We start from the raw sequence: 4284 nt of genomic DNA, 5'->3' as shown, positions 1-4284 counted from the left end.
TAACACTCGAAAGGACTTTAAACCAGTGGGAGGGGCAATCTCCCCTCCCTCATCTCCCCTTAGTCTTCTCCAATGCTCATGCCCAAGTTGTCTCAGTTTCAATCACCTTACTCACCTGACCCATACTACATTCTCAACCTTCTCCCATTTGAAGTTATCTACAATTTAGTTTGAAAACATTCAATTGTTTAACCCACTTTTGCCACAGATAAAGACGTCCTTGTTAATCAGTTTCTTCTGTTCTGTTGTTGGATAAATCCGCACTTTCTTTGATTTTTTGAGCGTACTTCCTGAGTCCGGGCATTCGGCAAGAGAAGATGTGAAGTATTTATAACAAGTCTGCTGTAAGTTCTGATTCGGGACTGTGAACAGTTTGGTCGAGAACCAAGATTTTGCCACCGTTTTGTTCGACCATATACTGTATAAGCTCGAATCTAAATCGGCATAATCTGTCCAGTGTGGACATAACAATTGTGAGTTTATTTCCCCACAATAATCTGTCCAGTATGGCTCTAAGTCCTTTTCTTTGGAAGTTAAGCCCACTACCGATGTCTTTGATGATTTCTGCCTCTGGATAGAATCCGCGCATAAAGCTGACTTGTCTCTCAAGGTCATCTCGTTGCTTGATTGAACTGACTCGGCAGTAGCAAACAAGGGAAGCTCTAGCTGCACCATTGACGTAAGACTGGACATCGTACAATCGTTGCCCTGCTTCGTTTTTGATACTTTTGATTTTCCCTTCATCGGCATATTCTCTTAATGTATTGGGATGTAATCCCCATAGCTCAACGGCTTTTCTTAGGGTCACAAACGTTCGCCTAAATAGTGGCGTATGTAGGTCAATGTGAGCAAATCAGTAACTAGCTGTCAACCTTACCTATTCCCAGTGTCGGACAATTGGCCCGATTTTTTGTAGTCTAGGAGACATTTTAAGGGAAATTTTAGGAAGTTACGTTTTTCGGGTCTAGCGATCGCCAATTGATCCCCACCGGTGGAGAAACCTGACAAGAGCGAGAATTAGCCCTGAAAACTGTGTTACATTTTTTAAAGGTCACACCTTAAATCTTTCATTTTTCTTACTGGTTACGCGATGTTTACCAAACAAGTAACGGATTCTAAAGCCTATCAATGGTTTCAGGAACGCTTAGAAATTCAAGGGATCGCTGATGATATCAGCACCAAATACGTTCCCCCCCACGTTAATATCTTCTACTGTCTGGGTGGTATCACCCTTGTGTGCTTCGTGATCCAGTTTGCCACTGGTTTCGCCATGACCTTCTACTACAAACCCACTGTAGCAGAGGCCCTCTCCTCCGTACAGTACATCATGAACGAAGTCAACTTTGGTTGGCTAATTCGTTCTATCCATCGCTGGTCTGCCAGTATGATGGTCTTAATGATGATCCTGCACGTTTTCCGCGTCTATCTGACCGGTGGCTTCAAAAAACCTCGCGAATTAACCTGGGTAACTGGGGTTGTCCTGGCCGTAATCACCGTTAGCTTCGGTGTCACCGGTTACTCCTTACCCTGGGATCAGGTGGGTTACTGGGCGGTTAAAATCGTTTCTGGTGTACCTGCTGCTATTCCCGTCGTCGGTGATCAACTCGTCACCCTGATGCGCGGTAGCGAAAGCGTCGGTCAAGCAACTTTAACCCGTTTCTACAGCTTACATACCTTTGTACTACCCTGGTCGATCGCGGTCTTCATGTTGCTACATTTCTTGATGATCCGTAAACAAGGCATTTCTGGGCCTCTATAATTCAGAAAAATATCTCTGTCGATCCGAAATCATTTTTAGGAGACATTATCCATGTCCACATTAAAAAAGCCCGATCTCAGCGATCCCGCTCTGCGCGCTAAGTTGGCTAAAGGGATGGGTCACAACTACTACGGTGAACCCGCTTGGCCTAACGATCTACTCTATGTCTTCCCGGTAGTTATCTTTGGTACGATCGGACTCTGCACCGGTTTAGCGATTATGGATCCCACCATGATCGGTGAACCTGCCGATCCTTTCGCTACTCCCCTAGAAATTCTGCCAGAGTGGTATCTTTATCCCGTTTTCCAAATTCTCCGTATTCTTCCTAACAAACTCTTAGGTATCGCTTGCATGGCCGGCGTTCCCCTAGGCTTGATGTTAGTTCCCTTTATTGAAAGCGTCAATAAATTCCAAAATCCTTTCCGTCGTCCCGTCGCTACCGCTATCTTCCTATTTGGTACTGTGGTCACGATCTGGTTAGGTATTGGTGCCACTTTCCCCATCGATATATCTTTAACTCTCGGTTTGTTCTAAGTTACTGAACGCCACCGGTTTGTTGCCCACGCTTGTGATTCCTGACTTTGGAAGAGCGATCGTGGGCAATTTTAATTTTGATTTCTTCTAACGGGTAATTTGTTGTACCAAAGCGATGACATCGCTGCGGCTCAGTTTTTCCTTACCTAAAGCTAGGACTTCGAGAGTGCCATGGGCTAAAGCGAGGGGAATCTTACAAAAATCAAGGGCCGGCCCATTAGGCAGCGATTGAGTGTAATAATCGGCTAATTTCAGATTACGACGGGCATAATTATGAATATCACTAATTGTCCAACCCTGGGGCAGAAAACTTACCCCCCGGCGCAGATCCTCGCCATGGTTGCGGGCAATATTAACCGCTTGTAAACCCCGACCAAAACCGATGGCATAACTGCGATTAGTTTGAGTGCCGTCGTACCAATTCCAGAGGTCAGACAGCAATAAACCCACGGCACCGGCCACACTAAAGGTATATTGATCTAATTCTATTTCTGTGCGAATATCCCAGTTATTCCCAGCCCAGTAGGCCATGCGATCGGCCATGGCCGCCGTGGCATCCCAAACCCGGGGGGCGATCGAATCCGGTGCTAACAGGGCCCATTCGCCAATTCTCAGGGTTACTTCCGGCAAAATCTCCCGATGGACTAAGCCAAAAGCAAAGTCCTCTTTGGTGGAATTTTCAGTACCTGCTTGTAAATTCAGGCTAATTTGTCTTAATATCTGGGATTTACTGAAGTTATCTAGGTCGGGATGGTCTTCTACTTCATCGATCGCCCTCATACAGAGATAAGCTGAGGCTACTGCCTCGAGCAGGCGATCTGGTAAACGACTTATGGGAATATAAAAAGTTCGACTCGTTTCTTGCAGAATCGTTAAAGCATTATCGCGCAAATTCATTCAGTCCTCTCCTCACGCCAACTTAGGTAACTACGAGTTAAACCAATCCGATAGATCGGTTTAGGTGATTCCGATGTTCCTAAGACAAAGTTGCTGTCTATTGTAGTATTATTATTCAAAATTTCGAGATTATTCTCGAAAAAATCAACCTTTAGGGTCTTCTTGACAATTTTTCTTTCTGGGATAGCTGAAGGACAATTACGGGAATTTTTCGAGATTACAAGCTTAAAAAGTAGTTTTTGCCCGTTTTTAAGCAGTATTTTGCGGCTTCATGGCAAGGATTGAAAGGAGATCACTTGTAAAACCGGTCCGATCATGGCCAGAGTCATCACATCTGAGCGAATTTGACCTATAACTGTCACTTTTGCCTTTTTTTGGGTTAATTCGGCGGGAGGTTCCATTAATTCGTAGGTTTGACCGTTATCAGCAATTAATGCCCAAGTTCCCGTGCCTATTTCGATTCTTTTTACCTGACCGGTTACAATAATATTCATGATTTAATTTCGCTCATCGAGGCGATCGCAATTGCTGCCCCTGTCACAAGCATTCTATCGATATCTTTCCTCGGCATTGATTGCCAATTTTGCCCGACTTTAACCTCATAAATCAGTTTTTTTTATCTAAAAAGCGATCGCCACTTCCGCCACTACCGCTAAGAGGGAGGCCACAGCCGCTAAAATTATTATTTCTCGATCGGATTGTCTCATAACTATCTGAGTATAAATTACTAATCCTAGTCTATACCACATCTAACCTAGGGTTAAATTGATCTAAATTATTTTATCCATAGATAAAAAGCTATAAAAGTTATCGGAAAAATCGGGTCTAAAACCTCGCCTTAAGGCGAAAAGTTTTTGGAGCGGGGCATAAATCCCCGTTACAAAAACGGCCTGCTGCCTGCTGCCCCCTGCCTCCGTTAACGGCAAAAACGGCGAAATCTATGTCCAGATTGCCCTGTATTATTTGTTCAGGAAGCCCTAACACTAATTAGGGCTGGCTGAATAAATCTAAAAACCTTGTTGGGTAAGACTTTTAGACCTTTTGTCAATCAAAAAGTACTGGATCTGGGAGTGATCGGGGGGAAATTTAGGCAC

6 protein-coding genes are annotated in these 4284 nt (G+C 44.3%); 2 read left to right on the top strand and 4 right to left on the bottom strand.

Features of this window, described 5'->3' with window-relative positions; translation table 11 throughout:
• Positions 1-328: 328 nt before the first annotated feature.
• On the bottom strand, positions 329-808 hold the full coding sequence (locus tag PX636_RS03505; RefSeq protein WP_199308304.1) for an IS607 family transposase: 480 nt from the start codon (positions 806-808) through the stop codon (positions 329-331).
• Between the two features lie 282 nt (positions 809-1090).
• On the opposite strand from PX636_RS03505, the gene petB reads away from it, so the two are divergent.
• Positions 1091-1759 carry a cytochrome b6 gene (petB, locus tag PX636_RS03500; protein ID WP_045362199.1) on the top strand — a complete coding sequence of 223 codons (669 nt, stop codon included), beginning with the start codon at positions 1091-1093 and terminating at the stop codon, positions 1757-1759.
• 51 nt (positions 1760-1810) lie between these two features.
• The gene (gene petD / locus PX636_RS03495; protein WP_002738373.1) at positions 1811-2293 is read left to right on the top strand and encodes a cytochrome b6-f complex subunit IV; all 483 of its coding nucleotides are present in this window, start codon (positions 1811-1813) and stop codon (positions 2291-2293) included.
• Between the two features lie 87 nt (positions 2294-2380).
• On the opposite strand, the gene PX636_RS03490 is transcribed toward petD, so the two are convergent.
• From PX636_RS03490 to PX636_RS03480, 3 genes are all read right to left on the bottom strand, one after another.
• Positions 2381-3190, bottom strand: coding sequence for a squalene/phytoene synthase family protein (locus tag PX636_RS03490; protein ID WP_002798124.1), 810 nt, complete (start codon positions 3188-3190; stop codon positions 2381-2383).
• A gap of 269 nt (positions 3191-3459) precedes the next feature.
• Positions 3460-3684 carry a hypothetical protein gene (locus PX636_RS03485; RefSeq protein WP_002798121.1) on the bottom strand — a complete coding sequence of 75 codons (225 nt, stop codon included), beginning with the start codon at positions 3682-3684 and terminating at the stop codon, positions 3460-3462.
• Between the two features lie 126 nt (positions 3685-3810).
• Positions 3811-3939, bottom strand: coding sequence for a hypothetical protein (locus tag PX636_RS03480; protein WP_274518365.1), 129 nt, complete (start codon positions 3937-3939; stop codon positions 3811-3813).
• Positions 3940-4284: the final 345 nt, after the last annotated feature.

Source organism: Microcystis sp. M53598_WE2 (genome assembly GCF_030067735.1).
GTDB classification, from domain to species: domain Bacteria; phylum Cyanobacteriota; class Cyanobacteriia; order Cyanobacteriales; family Microcystaceae; genus Microcystis; species Microcystis aeruginosa.
Note: the sequence above shows the minus strand (reverse complement) of the source record. Positions and strands in the feature narration are given on the sequence as shown.

Excerpts from the sequence above, each read along its gene's own strand:
- petB (WP_045362199.1), top strand. The coding sequence starts at position 1,091 with ATGTTTACCAAACAAGTAACGGATTCTAAAGCCTATCAATGGTTTCAG.
- petD (WP_002738373.1), top strand. The coding sequence starts at position 1,811 with ATGTCCACATTAAAAAAGCCCGATCTCAGCGATCCCGCTCTGCGCGCT.
- PX636_RS03490 (WP_002798124.1), bottom strand. The coding sequence starts at position 3,190 with ATGAATTTGCGCGATAATGCTTTAACGATTCTGCAAGAAACGAGTCGA.
- PX636_RS03485 (WP_002798121.1), bottom strand. The coding sequence starts at position 3,684 with ATGAATATTATTGTAACCGGTCAGGTAAAAAGAATCGAAATAGGCACG.
- PX636_RS03480 (WP_274518365.1), bottom strand. The coding sequence starts at position 3,939 with ATGTGGTATAGACTAGGATTAGTAATTTATACTCAGATAGTTATGAGA.